Raw genomic sequence first — 17,208 nt, 5'->3', positions numbered from 1 at the left:
TCGTCAAGAGGCCTTCGGCTTATTTGCTGGCCGCTGGCCGCTTAAAGAATGGAAGGAATGCACGTTGAAGAAGCAATCATCCACCAATCCCACGAGGTCCGAGGTCAAGGTGGAGATGGCGCGCATGCCCCTGGCTTCGCGCCCCGGCTACCTGGTCCGCCGCCTCCACCAGATCCACTCGGCGATCTTTCTCGAGGAATGCCAGGAATTCGGCATCACGCCGGTGCAGTACGGCCTGATCACGACCCTGCTCAACAACCCTGGAATCGATCAGGTCACGCTGGGTGGCGAAGTGGGCATCGATCGCACGAACGTTGCAGATGTTTTGAACCGCTTGTCGGAGCGCGGCCTGGTGCGACGCGAACGCAGCCAAACCGACCGGCGTTCGATGGTGGCTTTCCTGACCAAGGAGGGCGAGGCGGTCGCCGACAAGATGCACGACAGCATGCGCCGTGCGCAGGATCGCTTCCTCGCCCCCCTGCGGCCCGAGTTCAGGGCAGCGTTTCTCGCGATGGTGACCGAACTGATCGAAGGCAACAGCAAATACAGCCTGCCCGACAGCAACTCAGCATCCGGACGGCGGAAGTCGACGGCCAGCCGGGACGAATAGCCGGAAGCGATCTGATTTTAATCAGTATACATCGTTATTACACGGATGAGCCTGGCGGTTGCGCGGGAGATCGGGCCGCTTCGGCGACCCTATTTCCGTGAGAACAAGCGTGCCTTGATGACGGACCAGATCAATCCGAAGCCACTGAGCGTTGCCTTTCGGCGAGGCGGCGCCGCCCCGGTAATGGCGGCTTCGAGATTCTCGGCGAATGTCGCGGCCAACCGGCGCACAACATCGTGCACCAGCCCGGCTCGGTTGAACTGAGCGAGAGGTCCGCTCAGCTTCCAGGTCAGGACCACCGCAATCACGGACACGCTTGCCCCGTCGGCGATGACGGTCCAGCGCGCGCTGCCCTCCGCGGACGAGCCCTGCCCGGCATCACGCCCGCGGCCGGTCAGCCATCCTTCCCGCTTGGACGGATCCATCCCCACCTTCGCCTGGCCGTTGAACGTGACCTTGATCGGGCCCAGCGCGATCCTGACCTTTCCGACAAGATCCTCTCCGTCGAGTGACGTGATCTCCGCTCCGGGCACGCATGGGACCACCCGTCGAAGGTCCGACAACAGGCTCCAGACCTGCTCGGCCGGCGCGGCCACGCGCACCCGTTCCTCAATCGACGTGCTGCCCGCGGATCCGCCAACCGAAGGCGCCATGGCGGGAACCGACGTACGTGTCACGGGCCCACTTGTCGCTGGAGACGGCGCAGGCGGCGTCCTTGAGCCCTCGAATATGCCGACGACCGGAGCCACGGCTGCCGCGACGTCGGGCTTCTTTCCTGTGGCAACTTTCTTGACCGCGGCAACGATCCCGACATAGCCGGTGCATCGGCAGAGATTGCCGGAGAGCTCCTCGCGCAGAGCCCGCTCATCGATCTCGCCGAGCCGAAGCACGATATCTCGTGCCGTCGTCAGCATTCCCGGTGTGCAGAATCCGCATTGCAGGGCGTGATGTTCGGAGAACGCCTCGCGCAGCTCCTGCATGGTTGGATCATCGTCAAAGCCTTCGATCGTGGTGACGTTGGCGCCATTGCAATCGGCAGCGAATGTGATGCACGCCCGCTGGATCTTGCCGTCGAGTACAACGGTGCAGGCGCCGCAGACACCCTGCTCGCATCCGAGATGCGTTCCGGTGAGTTGCAGCTCGCCGCGCAGGAAGTCCGCCAACAGCGTGCGCGGCTCGACATCCGCCACGACGGCATCTCCGTTGACCGTCATCGACACCTGCGTCATCGGCGCTGCCCCTCCCCCAAGGTCGCCAGAGCCCGGCGAACGGCGACCGCGTGCAATTCCTGCGTGTCGAGATCAAGATTCGGCAGAAGGTCGCGGATTTCCGCTGCGACGATCTCGCATGCCGCACGCGGCCCCGCTTCGGCTAGACGTGCGGCGGTATTCGGCAGCAGCACCGGTGAACCGCTGGTCGCACCGGCAAGCACCCGCTGCAGGCCAGCCTTCAGGTCGAGCACGACAACGCCGATCGCATTGGCGAACTCACCGGTCTTGCGGCAGATCTTGTGATAGGCCCAGGATGCATCCGCCGACAGCCGCGGCACCTCGATCGCGGAAATCACTTCGTTCTCGCCGAGCCTGGTCGCAAACGCTCCGTCGACGAAGCTCTCGGCGGCATGGCGCTTCGGCCGTTCGCCGCCGCCCTGGACGACGATGGTGGCACCGAGTGCCGCCAGCGTCGAGACCCAGTCCGCGGCCGGATCGGCATGCGCCAGGCTTCCGCCCATGGTGCCGCGATTGCGCACCGCCCTGTAGGCAATTCCATGTGCGACCGATCGCAGCAGCCCGCGCGTCGGATCCTCCAGGACCCCGTCCTCGATCTCGGCGTGGGTCCATCCGGCGCCGATCGAGAACACCCTGTCGTCGGCCGCAAGCTCCCGAAACCCGGACGCGCGCTTGATGTCGACCAACAGCTTGGGCCGGGCCAGTCGCAGGTTCAACATCGGTACCAGCGACTGGCCGCCAGCCAACACCTTGGCGTTGCCATCGGCCGCGGCGAGGAGCTCGGTTGCCTCACGAAGGGTCCGTGCATGCTTAAGCTCGAAAGGCGACGATTTCATCGCGCAAAGCCCGCTTCAGAACCCGTCGCCTGCGATGGACGCGCGCGCCGAATCGCCTCGCGAATCCGCCGCGGGCTCGCAGGTACCTGCCGTATCGCAGCGCCGAGAGGCGACAAGGCATCGTTGATCGCGTTGACGACCGCAGCAGGCGGCGCGATCGCCCCGCCCTCGCCGACGCCCTTGATCCCGTGAGCCGAGTAAGGCGACAGCGTCTCGCGATGATCGATGCGAAAGCTGGGCAGCTCGGTCGGACCAGGCAGGATATAATCGAGCAGCGTCGAGGCGAGCGGTTGAGCGTTGTCGTCGTACGGGCTCTCTTCGAACAGCGCGGTGCCGATACCCTGCGCGGCCCCTCCATAGGTCTGCCCCTCGACAATCATCGGATTGACCATGCGTCCACAGTCCTCGACGATCGCATAGTCGAGGATCTCGACAAGACCGGTCTCGGCGTCGACCGCGAGCCGAACGGCGTGCGTGGCGTAGGAAAACACGCCCGTATCGACGTCGGGCTTGTAGCCTTCGGTCGCCTCGAGGCCCGCCGTGTTCACGGTCTCGGGAAGCTGGTCCGGCCGAAGATACCAGGCGCGTCCGACATCTTCATAAGAGACACTGGCATTGGCCGCAAAGATCCGTCCCTCGGCAAATCCGACGGCGGCCGGCTCGACTTGCAGCAGATGGGCAGCGATTGACTTGATCCGGCCCGCAACGACCTCGGCGGCCCGCGAGACCGCGCCGCCCGACATCACGATCCCGCGCGATGCGTAGGCACCGGTTGAGAACGGGGTCATCGCCGTGTCGCCGAGCGTGACCCGGATATGCTTGAGCGGAACGCCGGTCTGCTCGTGCGCAATCTGCGCCAGCGTCGTTTCCAAACCCTGCCCAATCGTATGGATGCCTGCGGCAACCTCCAGTGCGCCATCCGGCGTCAGCTTCACATGCGCCTGATCGAACCCCGGCACCAGCGGCAATCCCCAGGATGCAAACACCTTGGTGCCGTGCGCGGACTGCTCGGTGAAGCTGGCAAACCCGATGCCGAGGTAACGTCCCTTGTCGTCACGCCTGGGTCCTGCGCGGAATGCCTCGAGACCGATCATGTTCTTGGCGGCAACGAGCGCCTCGGGGTAGTCACCGGAGTCGTAATGCTTGTTCGTGATGTTGGTGTACGGCATCGCCGAAGCCGGCACCAGATTGTCCCGGCGGACCTCCCACGCTTCCCGGCCGACCTTCTGCGCGATCGCGTCAATGACCTGCTCCATCGCGAAGCAGACGCCCGGCCGCGCAACACCGCGATAGGGCGCGAAGGGCGGCTTGTTGGTCGCAACCGAATAGGTGCGGCACCGATAGGCAGCCAGATGATATGGACCGGGGAGGTTTCCACCGGCCTGCGCAGCTTCCAGGCAGGCCGTGAACGGCCATACCGAGTACGCGCCGGTGTCGACGGACACTTCCGCATCCAGCGCGAGAAGCCGCCCCTTCGCATCGGCATAGGCTTTGACATGGTATTCGTGCTGCCGCGCGTTTGCGCCGGCGACGAGGTGCTCCCTGCGATCCTCGGTCCAGCGGAATGGCTTCCTGAAGGTTGCAGCCAGCCAGGCGACGGCAACCTCCTCCGGCTGCAACAGGCACTTGTAGCCGAAGCCGCCTCCGACGTCCGGCGGCGCGACCCTGATTTGCGCCTGCGCGATCCCGAGACACTCGGCGAGCCCGGCGCGGATCAAATGCGGCACCTGGGTGGAGGTGTGCACCACGAGCTGATCGGCGCGATCATCCCACCAGGCCAGCACGCCCTTGCCTTCCATGGGATGCATCGTCTGCCGCGCGCATGACATCTCGAGCTCGACCGAGATCGGCGCTCGGGCGATGACCTCGTCGACGCCGCTGTCGAAGAAAGTCTCCAGGAACAGGTTGTCGCCCCACTCCGGGTGCAGAAGTTCGGCGTTGTCCCGGCGACCGCCCGCGCAAGAGGCGATGGCCGGCAGTTCGTCGTAGCCGATCTCGACCTGCTCGATCAAATCTTCCGCGATCGCGCGATTTTTTGCCACGCACATGGCAACGGGTTCGCCGACGAAGCGCACCTTGTCGGTGGCCAGGATCGGATATTGCGAGACCTTGTAGCCGGGAATCGAGGATCGCGTCACGATCGGCGCGACTCCGGCGAGATCTTCGGAGAAGAAGGTATCGACGGCGTGATCGGGCGATTTTGTCTTCGACAGGATATTCGCATGCGCCACTGGACTGCGCAGGAAAGCCACTTCCCGCAGCCCAGGCATCTGGATGTCACCGACGAACCGGCCGCGGCCGCGCAAGTGCCGGGCGTCCTCCTTGCGCCGCGTTCGCGCCCCGATACCTTCGCCGACCGCCACGCCGCTGCTCATGATGATCCTCTCATGCGCTCTGCCAAAACGTTCCTAACGTCACGAAGCTCACAGCGATTGTCCCCTGATCGCAAGCGGCTCTACACCGGAATGCAAAGCGCGTTGGGGACGAGCAGGTTATCGTAAACGCAGCGGCGCTGCTTGAGCTTGAGGCCGCCGTCGGAATGCCGAAACACGTCGTGATAGGTGCCGACCTGATGAATGGTCGCATCGGGACGATCGAACAAGACCTGCAAGACGACATAGTTCGCCCGGGCCTCGATGTCTCCGTGCTCATCTTCGCCGAGCAACTGCAAATTGCTGATCAAATGACGAAGGTACCGCGGCGCGAACATGGCGGTCTTTTCCAGTGCGAACGCCCGATCGCGAATCATGCCCCTATTCTCGCAATAGATCAGACCGACCGGGTGGCCGCGATCTTCATTCTCGCGCGACAAAACGACGTAGCTGGCGTCCGGCGTGAACATCTCGCTCCAGTCCGAGAGCCGCTGCTCGTCGAGGGCGGCCGCGTACTGGCAGTTGAACTGCTCGATTGCATTCCGAAGCAGCAATTGATGAATTTGCGCCGTGTAGGTCGGATCGGTGGCCAACATCTGAATGCCCGTATCTCTCGTTAGAGGTCCATCGCGCTGCGCCAATGCTGATACATCGCGCGTATCGACGCCTCGGAAATCAAGGTGTCTGCGGTGCCGATAACCCCGGGATCCAGTTCGACCACATGTTGGCCGTCGGGAACCGCGAGCATACCGTCCTGCACAAACTTGATGGCTTCGTTGTCTTCGAGGCCAAGGAAGCCTGCCGGCCCCATCAGATTGCCCTGCCGCAACCGATGGCGGGTCATTTCCTCGTCGTCACCCTCGAAGCCGAACATGGTCCACTTCATGATGAACTCGTTCGGCCCGGTCGGAACGATCTGACGGACACCCAGCGTGTTCATCTCCCGTTGCACGATGAGATTGGGCCAGATCGTCGTCATGGTGACGGACCAGGGACTGTCGAACTCATTGACGAAGTCCATGAAGCGCGGCTCCTCGAGCTGCATGCCCTCCTTGTAGGCGCGCATCTCCTTCTTGGTGTTGTTGTCGAGCTTGCTGACGTCCGACTTTGCCGATGCCATCACACCATGCCGGCCGGATGGGTCGGCGATCATGGACGACTTGTTGCCGGCCACCAGCAGGCCGAACGTCACCAGGAACGTATGCAGCAGCGTTGCGTGATACGGGTCCTTGAGGTTCTCGTGATAGAGCTTCCAGTTTCCCGGAAGGCTGTGGCGATAATGACCGAGCACCTTGGGTTTGCGCCCGTCGAAGGTCGCCTCGAACTCGCGGAGAATTTCCGGTCCGAGATATTCGGCCAACGGCTCCATGTCGTCGCAGTACGAGGCGAACACGACACCACGATGGGTCGTGACTTTGAGCTGCCTGAGCCCGTGGTCGGCATTCTTGAAGTCGCGCGGCATTCCGCCCTTGCCGTCGACCCCTCGGCGGAACGGCACTCCGGCCAAATTGCCCTTCAGGTCATAGGACCACTGATGATAGGGACAGACGAATTCCTTGGCATTGCCGCTCAGTTCGCGACAGAACTCGGCCGCGCGATGCGCACAGCGATTCTCGAAGACGTTGATCGAACCGTCCTCGGCGCGCGATACCACCACGGGCGTCGGTCCCACATTGGAACGGATGAAGTCTCCAATTTCGGGAATCTCGCTCTCCAGCGCGACGTAATTCCAGGTTCGCCCGTGAAATATCTTTTCGACTTCGCGCCGGTAGATGAAGTCGTCCGTGTAGACCCAATCAGGCACCCTGGTGAGCCCCTCGGATGGCCAGACGTACTGCTTCGACGTCGTCGTCACCGAGCTTTCATTCACCACCTGGGTATTCTCCTCTTTGCCGTCACTGGTAAGCAGAACAGCGGAAGCCTTGGCGATATCGAACATGTCAGGGTTTTCGAGGTCCTTGCGCGCCTGCCGTATGGCGGCAGGATCGGAAAACGCGACCACGCTGGTAAGCCGTCCGGTGTTCGGATCAATCGTGCGGTAGACGGCGCCAGGTTCGCCGTCGCGGCCGGTGAGCGCGACCTTGTCACCCGGTGACGAGACCCCGAGTATCTGGATGTTCAGACCAAACTGGTCGGTCCAGAACCAGGGAGCCTGCGCATCCGCGCTCGGCGGCGCCCCTGCAATCGATTGCCCTGCGGCTGCACCTTGCTGCTCCGCATTGTGCCAACTCTCAAAACGGCGGGAGCGCCCCCTGACAGGGCGGCCATGCAGCGCGCAGTCGCCCGCCGCCCAGATTCCCGCGATGCTCGTCCTTTGCTCTGCGTCGACAACGATCCCGCCATCCACCGCGCAGCCGGCCGCGGCCGCCAATTCCGTCTCGGGAGCCAACCCGACACCTACGCAAATGGTGTCTGCAGCGAAAGCGCCTGCGGAGGTATTGACCACCAGACCCTCTCCGTCGCGGCGGATATCCCGGACCTGCACGCCCCGCGAAACGGAGACGCCATGGCGCTCGGCAAGCGCGCGAAAGCTGCGCCCCAGCGATGGCGGCAGCACGCGGGCCATCAGTTCGGTCTCGCGCTCGAGGAGAACGGTGACGACCCCGAGTGTCGCCGCGACCGACGCAAGTTCAAGACCAATGAATCCGCCGCCGATGACGACGAGACACTTCGCTGTTGCAAGCGATTGCCTGATGGCATTGGCATCCTCGACCGTACGCAAATAGTGCACACCCGGCAGATCGGCGCCGGCAATGGAAAGGCGCCGCGGAACGCCACCGGTCGCCAGCAGAAGCGCATCATATCGAAGCTCAGTCTCGTTACTCAGGAACGCGATCCTTGCTGCTGGATCGATCCGGGTAACGGAGCACCCGAGATGCGTCTTGACGTCGAGGGAAGCCACATCGCCGTCGGTCAGCCGTCGGCAGGACTCGATCGAGGCTTTTCCAAGCAGAATATCCTTTGAAAGCGGTGGACGCTCGTACGGCAGGTGCCCCTCCCTTCCGACGAGATCTATCGCGCCGGCGAAGCCACTGGCCCGCATGCTGCGAATCGCCACTGCAGCCGCCTGACCGGCGCCCACGACGACGACTGCCCCACGGGATGGCGATCCCTTCTCGGTGCAGACCCCCGCCTGATCCTTGAGCGCGGCCTTCTCACCTCCATCGAGATCGACAAATACCTCGCCATCCCTGACCTTGACCGTGTAGGTCTCAAGATCCCGCGTGACCGGCGAGCAGAGCGCCTTTCCCGATCTGATATCGAAGACGCCCTGGTGCAGCGGACATTCGATCGTGCCGCCATCAACGAATCCATCGGCAAGGAACGCGAGCGCATGCGTGCATATGCCATGCGTGGCGAAGACCTCGCCATCAAGCAGATAAAGCGCGACAGGCTTGCCGTCGATCTCGACGCGCTTGACGCCGTTCGGCTTCAGCTCGTCCACAGCAATTGCTTTTCGCCAAGCCATCCCGCGCCTCGGAACCATCCTTGAATTTTCATCAGTATACATCCTTTTTTAGACAACGCAAGACAGAGCCTCCCTTCTGGGGAAGCAAATCAAAAAGCCCGAAGAATCCAGAGATATTTCCATCATTCAACCGCCCTGTTTAGTAGGTCACCGGCAAACAGCGAAGGCTTATAAGGATATATACTGATTATATAAGGGACTGCATGTCCGGAAGACGCCGAACTCTCCGGCGTCGCGTCGCTGCATCGGCCCCCTGGTGCGTGCAGCAGTAAATCGTCGCCGTAGAGGCGCAGCACACTATTCACGGGAGGCGATGATGCCCCGCTGCGAGGCGCATCAGCTCTGACATGAGCCGAGTCGGGCCAAATCGACCGGAGCCCCTAGCTCGCGCGAGACCGGGCGTGCTTTCGCCATCGAAGCCTGAAATCAATAGGCCGCCCTGCAGCGTTCAACGGCCCGTCAGTTGTGCAGCTTCCGCTGGAGGAATTGAGCAATCGGCGTCAAGGCATCGATCGAAGGCAAACCTGTGCGCGCCTCACCGTATGAAGTCCAGGGATACGGGATGGCTGAAAGCCGCTGCAGGATAGGCGCCTGATGGACAGCCGGCAGCACGCACATGAATTCGATCTTGATGAGCAACCGCTTGACGCGACCGTCTCCGGTGGCGTCAAAATCCCAGGTGTATTCACCGCAACCGACGCGCACGTCGCCATCGGACCTGTTCGACATCCCCACCAGCCAGTCGCATTGAAACCGCGGAATGCGATCGGCGTCAGGGCGTGAGAGGCAGAAGGTGCGCACATTCTCATACTGCAATCCGAAGCTCCGTACGAGAACCTCGGTGACGCTCTCCAATCCGTGAGCGGAGCTTGGAAAAGAGATTGCGTCGGTCAGGAGCTGCATCTGAAGCTCGCAGTCCTGCACGAATGCCTGCTCCATCAGCTGGGGCCGGTTTCGGTCCTTCGCCTCGATGTACGTGCTGATCGCCTCGGCTGCTGTGATCGATTGGGGCTCGCTCAAGCATTCTCTCCGGAGTTGCGTGACCAGATACCAGGTGACAGCGGTGCCAACGACGCCGCGGGAGGCAGCGAGGCAGGCGCCACCAGACCAAGCCTCACAATATACCGCAAGCTGATTCCTCCACCCTCACGCCGCCGCGAAAGACGATTGCGATCAGGCTGCGGGAAATGCAGAGCACCGATCTGCTTGAACGGCAATGCCGACGGGTGCCCCCATTGGCCAACGCAGAACAGCCTGCTCGCCTGGGGATCGCACCAGCAACCGGTCCCCGGCGCCTCCTGAGCACTCGATCTGAAGATCGACGTGGCCACCCTGGTAGATCTGGGCCACAACGCTGCCCTTGATGGCGCACGGCTCCTCGGGCGCCACGACGCTGAACTGCTCGGGGCGGACGAAGAGGTCAACCGCGGCTGATTTCTCCAGCCCGGAAAGGCTTTCGCCCGGCACCTTCACCAACGCATCGCCGAGCGCGACGATCGCCTGGCTGGCCTGCATGCTCACAAGCTGGCCGCGCAGCCTGTTGTTGTCGCCGACAAAGCTGGCCACAAACGGGTCCGCCGGGCTGCGATAGACGTCGACAGGGCTTCCGAGTTGCCTGATACGGCCCTCGGACATGACAGCCACACGATCGGACATGCTCAAGGCCTCGCCTTGGTCATGCGTCACGAAAATCGTGGTCAGGCCCAGCTTGCGCTGGATCTCCCGCAGCTCCACCTGCATCGAAGTTCGCAGGCTCTTATCCAGCGCCGAGAACGGCTCATCGAGCAGCAGGACGGTCGGATTGATGACGAGGGCCCGCGCGAGCGCAACGCGCTGCTGCTGGCCACCGGACAATTGCCGAGGCTTGCGGTTCTCCATGCCCGTCAGCTTGACCAGCGCCAGCGCTTCGGCGACGCGCTTGTCCCGCTCTGCCCTGGGAACACGCCGCGTCTTCAGGCCGTAGGCAACATTATCCGCCACGCTCATGTGCGGAAACAGCGCGTAGTTCTGAAACATCATGCCGATGCCGCGCTGATAGGTCGGAATGTCATTCACGCGCTTGCCTTCGATCGAAATCGAACCGCCGTCCGCCCCCAGGAAGCCCGCAGCCAGCTTGAGCAGCGTGGTCTTGCCGCATCCTGATGGACCGAGCAGCGTCACGAACTCGCTGCGGCCAACGCCGAGCGTAACGTCGTTCAGGGCCATGACATCGTCAAATCGCTTGGTCACGGCGTCGAAATGGACCGCCGTTTGTCCTCCTCCGGCATTCGCAGACGGCTTCAAAATCCGTGCTCCCTAGTGAGACTGCTCGATGTTGAGGACCTTGCCGAGACCCAGGAACGCATTGGCAAAGGCGATCAAGGCGGCGGTGCCGACGATGTACATGACCGACAGAGCCGCCATCGACGGATCAGCGAACTCGCGCACGTAATTGTACATCGCGACAGGAAGCGTTTGGGTACGCTGCGAGGTCACGAACAACGAAGCCGTGAACTCGTTGAACGAGAGGATCGCCGCGAACAGCCAGCCGCTGACGAGCCCGGGCAGCAGCAGCGGCAAGGTGACGGTAGTCAGGACGCGAAGCGGTCCGGCGCCAAGGCTCGATGCGGCGTGTTCGTAGCTCTGGTCGAGATTCCTCAGCGACACGTACACGCTGCGCAATACGAACGGCAGCACCAGGATGACGTGGCAGATCACCACGACCGTGAAACCGCGGCTCAGGCCCACTTGCGCCGCCAGCATGAGAAAGCCGAGCCCTACCGTGAAGTGCGGAATCACCAACGGCGAGATGAGGATTCCCTCGATGGCAGACTTGAGCGGGAACTTGTAGCGGTCGATGACAAAAGCGAACATGCCGCCAATGCACAGCGCGATCGTCGAACTCCAGGCCGTCACGATCAAGCCGTTGAAGAACCCTTGCCTGAAATCTTCATAGGCGATGGCCCGACCAAACCATCGCCACGACCAGCTTTGCGGCGGAAACGACAGGATAGGCTTGTCGTTGAATGCCGCGATGGTCACGACCGCCGCCGGCAATACGAGAAAGGCGACGATGACGAGCACCGTCAGCAGCCCGATCCAGCCGAGTACCCTCTGATAGGTCGAGCGCGGGGTCATCAGTGCACCTCGATCTTCTGGAGCGGGCGGGAGGCAAGCTGAAGCAGTCCGAGCACCAGGGCCGTCAAGGCCAGCCCGGCCACGCACAATGTCGCGGCGAAGGGAAAGTTGAAGCTCGAAAATCCAAGCTGGTAGACCAGATTGGAGATCATGTTGACGCGGCCGCCGCCGATGAGTTGCGGCGTGGCGAATGCCGAGAACGTCCAGGCGAATGCCGTCGTGGTGCCGGCGACCACGCCTGGCAAGGACAGCGGCAATGTCACGGTCAGGAACACGCGAACGGGACCGGCTCCCAGGCTTTCAGCCGCCCGGGAATAGTCGCGATCGATATGGGATAGTCCGGCGGCCAGCATGATCACCATGACCGGCAGCGTGACGTGCACGAGAGCAACCACAACGCCGAAGGGCGTGAACATCAACTGCAGCGGCTTGCCGATGAGGCCGAGCGACATCAGCAAGGAATTGATGAAGCCGTTGTTGCCCAGAACGATGATCCACGCATAGGTACGAACGACCTCGCCCAGAAACAGCGGCGTCACGACAATCACGAGGAGAATGGAGCGCAGCATCGGCTGTTCGACACGCACAAGCGCATAGGCCAGCGGATATCCGACGATCAACGTCACGACCGCGGTCATCGCGCACACGATGACGGTATCGAGAAACACACGCGCATAGAGCGGTTTCAGGAGATCGGCGAAATTCGCCAGCGTGAATCCGCCGGGGTCGAGCGATCCCGGCACGTAGGCCCGGAGGCTGTATTGCAGGACCGCAGCCATTGCCGCGAGGAATCCGATGGCGCAGAGCGTTGCCGGCGCCGTGAAGATGCGCAGAAATGGCTGCTGGTTCATGATGCGGACCGATCTGGCAACGGATCAGTTCATGATGTTTTCGGCGAACCATTTGCGCCATTCCGCCGTCTTGCCGGCGCGCAGCTTGGCGTCGATGTTGATCTGCTGCTTCCACTGCTCCGCCGATGTGAAGACGCCCGGCAGCTTGGCGATCTCAGGATCGATCTTCGCGTTGAGGACGGCCGGGCTGCCCTTTTTCTGCTTCGAGATCTCGGCCTGGATATCCGGGTCGTAGAGCGTGTTGATGAACTTGTATGCGAGATCGACCTTCTTCGACCCCTTCATGATCGCGACGGTGTCGATTCCCAGCACCGCCCCCTCTTTCGGCATCGCAAGCGCGATCGGAATACCCTGCCCTATCATGTAATAGGCGTTCATCGAAAGTACGATCTGCACCGGCGTCTCGCCGCTCGCGAGCAATTGCTGGCTGTTGGCGTCGTTGGTGTAGAACGCCTTGAAGTTTGGCTTCAGCGCCTTGAGCTTCTCCTCGCCTTTCTCCCAATGGGCCGGGTCGGCGCCGGCAAGAATGGCGGAGACCGCAATGATGTGGCCGGGATCGAAATCCGGAGCGGCGAGCTTGTCCTTCAGCTCCGGCTTCCAGAGATCGCTCCAGCTCTCGAACTTGGTGTCCTTGATCAGATCGGGGCGGTAGCCGATCGTGTAAACGTAGGCCCAGGCGCCGAGGTGATAAGGACTTATACGCGCCTCGTCCGCGAGGTTCTTCGCATTGGGGATCTTCGAGGTATCGATCGTCTCGAACAGTCCGTCATTGGCATAGAGCCACCCGACATGCGACGTCGTGAATGTCACATCACTCACGGGATTTCCCTTGGCGAGCTTTTCCTTGTTGAGTCGATCGATGGTGCCGCCGGTGATGAATTCGACGGGAACGCCCGTTTCGGCGGTGAATTTCCTGGCAACCGTCTCGGCCACCAGATCACGCCAGCTGCCGCCCCAGATACTGACAACGAGTTTGTCTTGTGCATGAGCGGGCAACGCAATCAGAAGAGCGATCAATACAGACCAAAGGCGAAGCATAGGTGCAGTCTCCCTCCAGCGACGGAATGCAGCGCCCGGCTCCAGCTGCAATCCGCAATCGTGAAATTAAACTTATCATCTGCTTTATAGTACCTTTTATCAGGCACTCCATCGACCTGCAATAGGTTTATCATATCGACAATAGTACCATTTGCGCTTAGCCTGCGCGCCACGTTGGTTGACATCACGGAGGCAGTCGATGACGACATCGACGGAAGCACTAGAGGCCCATCGGCCGTCTGCCGTTCTGGATACGCTCAAGCGTCTTGGTTTCGGCACCGTCGTCTCCGTCCCCGACAGCTGGCTGGGCGAAATCCTCATTCGCATCGACCAGGAGCCGGGCATGACGCTGGTGCGCGCAACTCATGAGGAGGAGGCGCTTGCGATCGCTTGTGGAAGCCGGCTCGGTGGCGTTCGCACCGCCCTGCTTGTGCAAAATGCCGGCGTACTCAGCATGGGCGCGGGCATGGTGTCGCTCGCGCAGCGCTATCAATTTCCGCTTCTGATGCTGGTGTCCTACCGCGGCACGCCCGAGGATCCGGTCTTCTATCATGTGCCGAAGGGCCGGGCGACGGAGCCGGTCTTCCGCGGCATCGGCCTCGCCCATGCTTGCACCGATCGATACCGCCCGATCGGTCCGCAGATCGAACATGCCGCAACCTACGCGGAAGAAGCTTCGTGTCCGTTTGCCCTGCTCATGGGTCGGGAGGATATCCAGTGGTGACCAATGCACGACCGATCCGAGCGGATTACTATAGGGCGCTTGCCGGCAATCTGCCGTCGTCCCGCGCGCTCGTCGTGACGTCGCTCGGCAATGCTTCGTATTTGTGGGCATCGCTGCATCACGCGCCGGAGAACTTCTACTTCGAAGACGCCATGGGACTGACACTCCCCTTGGCGCTGGGCCTGGCCATCGCTCAACCGGACCGTCCCGTCATTGCTGTCGAAGGCGACGGCGCCTTGCTCATGCATATGGGAACGCTCGTCACGATTGGCGCGATGAACCCGTCAAATCTCACCATCCTCCTGATCCAGAACGGCGTTCACGCGGCTTCGGGCGGCCAGGCCTTGACCAACGCAACGCTCGATCTGGCGCAGCTGGCGCGCGCCGCAGGAATCAAGCACGCCGAGAACCTGAATGCGCCGAGCGGACTCGCAGCCAGCATCGCCTCGGCCGAGAGGCGCGATGGCGCCGGGGTCCTGGTTCTGGCGACGGAGCCCGATGTCGACGTCGTGCGGCCACCGATCTCGCTCGACCCGGTCGCGACAAAACACCGCTTCATGGCTGCGATTGAGGCACCGCGTTACATCCCGACGCTGTTCGGCGGCGGGATGCTCGAGCGGCCCTAGTCGACCGGCATTTCCCTTGCGCAACTCCCATTGCGGCCTGCGTTGTTGCCGAAGCGGGCCGCTTTTCGTTTGCTCCCATGCCGCCACGCCGCTGGAAGACGCTGCCTTCTTAGGCAGAGGACGTCGAAACTTTGTCCTTGTCCGTCGTTCATCACCTAGTACGATGTTTGGGAAGATGGACTATTCGCTGGTTCGGTCGCGCTCTTGATGAGGACGACGACAACGATGCACTGCAACCAGGATGCCTTGCGGATCGATGTGGCCGCGTCGATTTCCGTCGGCATGCCCGTTATTCACTTCAGTAGCAGCGGCTCCCCGGTCCAAGCGAATGAGCTTGCCGAGGCGGCGGTTGCGGATCATCCGCAACACGTCGAGCGTCGACTTTCGGTGCCCCAGGCCTTGCTGATGTGGATTTGCTCGTCCTCTGGTGAGGCATGGCCTTCCCTCGAGCTGATCCTGGGTCCCACTTCGTCGCCGCGAGACCCGATCGGATCTCGCGCTTCATAGGTCGTCTGCTTCCGGTGAGCCATTCGCAAAGGCTTTGACCGAGGCTAGCGCGTTTCTCCGCGCGCCTTACATCGCCTTGACGATGTTCTCGGTGACCTTCTTGGCGTCGCCGAGCAGCATCATGGTGTTGTCGCGGTAGAACAGCGGGTTGTCGATGCCGGCGTAGCCCGAGGCCAGCGAACGCTTGATGAACATCACGGTGCCGGCCTTCCAGACCTGCAGCACCGGCATGCCGTAGATCGGCGAGGTCTTGTCTTCTTCCGCCGCCGGGTTGGTGACGTCGTTGGCGCCGATCACGAAGGCGATGTCGGCCTGGGCGAACTCCGAGTTGATGTCCTCGAGCTCGAACACCTCGTCATAGGGCACGTTGGCTTCGGCGAGCAGCACGTTCATGTGGCCGGGCATGCGCCCGGCCACCGGGTGAATGGCGTATTTCACCTCGACGCCTTCCTTCTTGAGGAGGTCGGCCATCTCGCGCAGCGCGTGCTGGGCCTGCGCCACCGCCATGCCGTAGCCCGGCACGATGATGACCTTGGAGGCGTTCTTCATGATGAAGGCGGCATCATCAGCCGAGCCGAGTTTTGCCGGCTTCTGCTCGCCCGAGCCGCCGCCGGCCGCCGCGGTCTCGCCGCCGAAGCCGCCGAGGATCACCGAGATGAACGAGCGGTTCATCGCGTGGCACATGATGTAGGACAGGATCGCACCCGACGAGCCGACCAGCGCGCCGGTGATGATCAGCGCCGAGTTGCCGAGCGTGAAGCCGATGCCGGCCGCGGCCCAGCCCGAGTACGAGTTCAGCATCGAGATCACGACCGGCATGTCGGCGCCGCCGATCGGGATGATCATCAGGACGCCGAGCGCCAGCGCCAGGATCGTGATCATCCAGAAGTCGAACGCGCTGCCACTCAGCACGAGGCCGACGATGAAGAACACCAGCGCCAGCGCCAGCACGATGTTGATGACGTGGCGGAACGGCAGGATGATCGGCGCGCCGCTCATCCGTGCCGACAGCTTCAGGAACGCGATCACCGAGCCGGTGAAGGTCAAGGCGCCGATCGCGACACCGAGCGACATCTCGACCAGGCTCTGCGGATGGATGTTGCCCGGCGTGCCGATGTCGAAGGCTTCCGGCGCGTAGAACGCGCCGGCGGCGACCAGCACCGCGGCCATGCCGACCAGCGAATGGAACGCGGCGACCAGTTCCGGCATCGAGGTCATCGGCACCCGGCGCGCGATCACGGCGCCGATGCCGCCGCCGATCGCGACCGCGAGGATCACCAAGAGCCAGGCGACGCCGTCGGCCGGCGGATGGCTCGCCAGCGTGGTGCCGACCGCGATCGCCATGCCGATCATGCCGAACATGTTGCCCTGGCGCGACGATGCCGGGCTCGACAGGCCGCGCAGCGACAGGATGAACAGCACCCCCGCCACGAGGTACAACAGTGCAGAGAGATTGGCGCTCATCTCAGGTCCCCCCAAATTCTTGACTCACCCCGAGGTGGTAGCCGTTCACTTGGCTTTCTTCTTGTACATCGCCAGCATGCGCTGGGTGACCAGGAAGCCGCCGAAGATGTTCACGCAGGCGAAGATCAGCGCGATGAAGCCGAAGCCGCGGGCCCAGCCCGATCCGCTCGACACCATGCCGACGCCGACCGCGAGCAGCGCGCCGACCACGATCACCGAGGAGATCGCGTTGGTCACGCTCATCAGCGGCGTGTGCAGCGCGGGGGTCACCGACCACACCACGAAGTAGCCGACGAACACGGCAAGAACGAAGATCGACAGCCGGAACACGAACGGATCGACGGCCTGCGCGAGATGCTCCATGG

The 17,208-nt window shown here is 62.6% G+C and carries 15 protein-coding genes; 3 read left to right on the top strand and 12 right to left on the bottom strand.

The window, feature by feature from the left end; genetic code table 11:
* Positions 1–64: 64 nt before the first annotated feature.
* Positions 65–610 carry a MarR family winged helix-turn-helix transcriptional regulator gene (locus tag XH92_RS12190; RefSeq protein ID WP_210345550.1) on the top strand — a complete coding sequence of 182 codons (546 nt, stop codon included), beginning with the start codon at positions 65–67 and terminating at the stop codon, positions 608–610.
* Positions 611–699: 89 nt separating this feature from the next.
* Here XH92_RS12190 and XH92_RS12185 read toward each other — a convergent pair whose 3' ends face one another.
* The 10 genes from XH92_RS12185 to XH92_RS12140 form a co-directional block, all read right to left on the bottom strand.
* Entirely contained in the window at positions 700–1,839 is a 1,140-nt protein-coding gene (locus tag XH92_RS12185) for a 2Fe-2S iron-sulfur cluster-binding protein (protein WP_194459423.1), read from the bottom strand.
* Positions 1,836–2,675 (bottom strand): xanthine dehydrogenase family protein subunit M, encoded by an 840-nt coding sequence (locus XH92_RS12180; RefSeq protein ID WP_194459422.1) that lies wholly within the window; start codon positions 2,673–2,675, stop codon positions 1,836–1,838. The genes XH92_RS12185 and XH92_RS12180 overlap by 4 nt, the downstream gene beginning before the upstream one ends.
* Positions 2,672–5,050 (bottom strand): xanthine dehydrogenase family protein molybdopterin-binding subunit, encoded by a 2,379-nt coding sequence (locus XH92_RS12175; protein ID WP_194459421.1) that lies wholly within the window; start codon positions 5,048–5,050, stop codon positions 2,672–2,674. The genes XH92_RS12180 and XH92_RS12175 overlap by 4 nt, the downstream gene beginning before the upstream one ends.
* An 80-nt stretch (positions 5,051–5,130) precedes the next feature.
* On the bottom strand, positions 5,131–5,640 hold the full coding sequence (locus tag XH92_RS12170; RefSeq protein ID WP_210345549.1) for an aromatic-ring-hydroxylating dioxygenase subunit beta: 510 nt from the start codon (positions 5,638–5,640) through the stop codon (positions 5,131–5,133).
* 23 nt (positions 5,641–5,663) lie between these two features.
* Positions 5,664–8,516 (bottom strand): FAD-dependent oxidoreductase, encoded by a 2,853-nt coding sequence (locus XH92_RS12165; protein WP_194459420.1) that lies wholly within the window; start codon positions 8,514–8,516, stop codon positions 5,664–5,666.
* 459 nt (positions 8,517–8,975) lie between these two features.
* The gene (locus XH92_RS12160) at positions 8,976–9,536 is read right to left on the bottom strand and encodes a hypothetical protein (RefSeq protein WP_194459419.1); all 561 of its coding nucleotides are present in this window, start codon (positions 9,534–9,536) and stop codon (positions 8,976–8,978) included.
* A gap of 153 nt (positions 9,537–9,689) precedes the next feature.
* Positions 9,690–10,799 (bottom strand): ABC transporter ATP-binding protein, encoded by a 1,110-nt coding sequence (locus XH92_RS12155; protein WP_246788380.1) that lies wholly within the window; start codon positions 10,797–10,799, stop codon positions 9,690–9,692.
* Between the two features lie 12 nt (positions 10,800–10,811).
* Positions 10,812–11,633 (bottom strand): ABC transporter permease, encoded by an 822-nt coding sequence (locus XH92_RS12150; protein WP_194459417.1) that lies wholly within the window; start codon positions 11,631–11,633, stop codon positions 10,812–10,814.
* Entirely contained in the window at positions 11,633–12,484 is an 852-nt protein-coding gene (locus XH92_RS12145) for an ABC transporter permease (RefSeq protein ID WP_194459416.1), read from the bottom strand. Before XH92_RS12145 ends, XH92_RS12150 begins: the two co-directional genes overlap by 1 nt.
* A 24-nt stretch (positions 12,485–12,508) precedes the next feature.
* Positions 12,509–13,417, bottom strand: coding sequence for a PotD/PotF family extracellular solute-binding protein (locus XH92_RS12140; protein WP_246788379.1), 909 nt, complete (start codon positions 13,415–13,417; stop codon positions 12,509–12,511).
* Positions 13,418–13,721: 304 nt separating this feature from the next.
* Here XH92_RS12140 and XH92_RS12135 point away from each other — a divergent pair, with 304 nt between their 5' ends.
* Together XH92_RS12135 and XH92_RS12130 are read left to right on the top strand one after the other, a co-directional pair.
* Complete coding sequence (locus tag XH92_RS12135; RefSeq protein WP_194459414.1) at positions 13,722–14,246, top strand: thiamine pyrophosphate-binding protein; 525 nt, start codon at positions 13,722–13,724, stop codon at positions 14,244–14,246.
* A gap of 74 nt (positions 14,247–14,320) precedes the next feature.
* Positions 14,321–14,872 (top strand): thiamine pyrophosphate-dependent enzyme, encoded by a 552-nt coding sequence (locus XH92_RS12130; protein ID WP_194459413.1) that lies wholly within the window; start codon positions 14,321–14,323, stop codon positions 14,870–14,872.
* Positions 14,873–15,445: 573 nt separating this feature from the next.
* On the opposite strand, the gene XH92_RS12125 is transcribed toward XH92_RS12130, so the two are convergent.
* Entirely contained in the window at positions 15,446–16,843 is a 1,398-nt protein-coding gene (locus XH92_RS12125) for an NAD(P)(+) transhydrogenase (Re/Si-specific) subunit beta (RefSeq protein WP_194456623.1), read from the bottom strand.
* A gap of 45 nt (positions 16,844–16,888) precedes the next feature.
* Positions 16,889–17,206 (bottom strand): proton-translocating transhydrogenase family protein, encoded by a 318-nt coding sequence (locus XH92_RS12120; protein WP_050403072.1) that lies wholly within the window; start codon positions 17,204–17,206, stop codon positions 16,889–16,891.
* Between the last annotated feature and the right edge of the window lie 2 nt (positions 17,207–17,208).

Origin of the sequence: Bradyrhizobium sp. CCBAU 53421 (assembly GCF_015291625.1) — a bacterium.
Taxonomy (GTDB): Bacteria; Pseudomonadota; Alphaproteobacteria; order Rhizobiales; family Xanthobacteraceae; genus Bradyrhizobium.
The sequence above is the reverse complement of the archived record's forward strand: the minus strand, read 5'-3'. Positions and strand labels throughout refer to the sequence as shown.